Genomic DNA, 1,166 nt, shown 5'->3' with positions numbered 1-1,166 from the left:
CCCACCACACCCGACACACGCACAGACATACAAACCCCAAAATCAATAGGTGAAACTCGGCATCCATCAAGAAACACAGGCGCCCCTCGACAGCCGTCGCACAGCCAGCCTCACACCACCCACCCCCAGCCCCATCCCCCGAACGAACGGATAATCGGCCCAGAGCTCGGCCTGCCTTTCGGCAGGTGGCACGTGGTGACGGCCAGTCCGGTCTCCGCGGCAAAGTCGGCCAGGTGGGTTTTCATCCCCGGGTGCGGTAGCCGTTGGAGCCGCCCGCATCGGCGGTGATCAGCGGTCGGCCCGCGTTGGAGTAGGCGCTGCGGCCGGCGGCGTTCCACCAGCGGCGGATCGTAGATCCGTTAGGGCACGGCTCTGCCGAGTGCCTGGGTCGGGAAGTCCTGGCTGCCACTCGAGGCCGTTGTTCTTGAACGGCCCGACCAGTTCTCTTTCTTCGTGTCCACGCTGATCACCGGGTCCCCTGCGTCCTGGTGGGCTCTGGCTCGCTCGTTGAGGTAGCGGAACTGGGCGTCGCGGTCCGGGTGTTGTGTTCCTTCGAGGGTCTTGGCACTGGCCTGCAGGCTGAAGCCTTCCTCCCGTAGGATGTCGCCGCCCGTGTCCCCACAGGCCTCGTGGCCCTGTCGGACCGGCTCCTGGGCGAGGTTCCTGGTCGACTTGGTCGTCCATCGCAGTGGTGACGTCGGGTCCCCTCGCGAGTCGGGCTCGACCAGGGCGAGCAACGCGGAGCGAAAGGCCGGGTTCAGGCCGGAGACACGCTTGCGGCCGCCGCCGACCTTGTGGGCGCGCCCCAGCGGGGCCTGTCCGGACTCGAGCTCGCCAAGGGACACGGTGGCCTCGCGGACTCCGGCAGCACGGGCGACCAGCCTGATCCCACCATGACCGACGGCACGGGCCTCGGCACCCAGCAGCAGGCGCCGCTGTCGCTCATCGAGATGAGGCAGGAAGGACTCGAACTCCGCTGCCAGTAACACCAGTTGATCGTCACGTGTCCCCATGTCACGCCAACGACTGGCACAGCGGAAAGCCACGGATTATTGATCTGCAGGCCCTTAGTACTGCAACGGTGCTTGCTGTGATGAGGCTTCAGCTCTTGGGCTGTGGCCTCGTCGCCTGTAGTGGCTGGTCCGGGCCTGGTGTTGGCGTCGGCG

At 66.5% G+C, this 1,166-nt stretch carries 1 pseudogene; it reads right to left on the bottom strand.

What is annotated here, in order from left to right:
* Positions 1-173: 173 nt before the first annotated feature.
* Positions 174-1,013 (bottom strand): annotated as a pseudogene (locus AB0D08_RS40835) (ISAzo13 family transposase); the annotation flags it as partial.
* Positions 1,014-1,166: the final 153 nt, after the last annotated feature.

The organism is Kitasatospora sp. NPDC048540 (genome assembly GCF_040651175.1).
In the GTDB taxonomy this organism is placed as follows: Bacteria; Actinomycetota; Actinomycetes; order Streptomycetales; family Streptomycetaceae; genus Kitasatospora.
The sequence above is the reverse complement of the archived record's forward strand: the minus strand, read 5'-3'. Positions and strand labels throughout refer to the sequence as shown.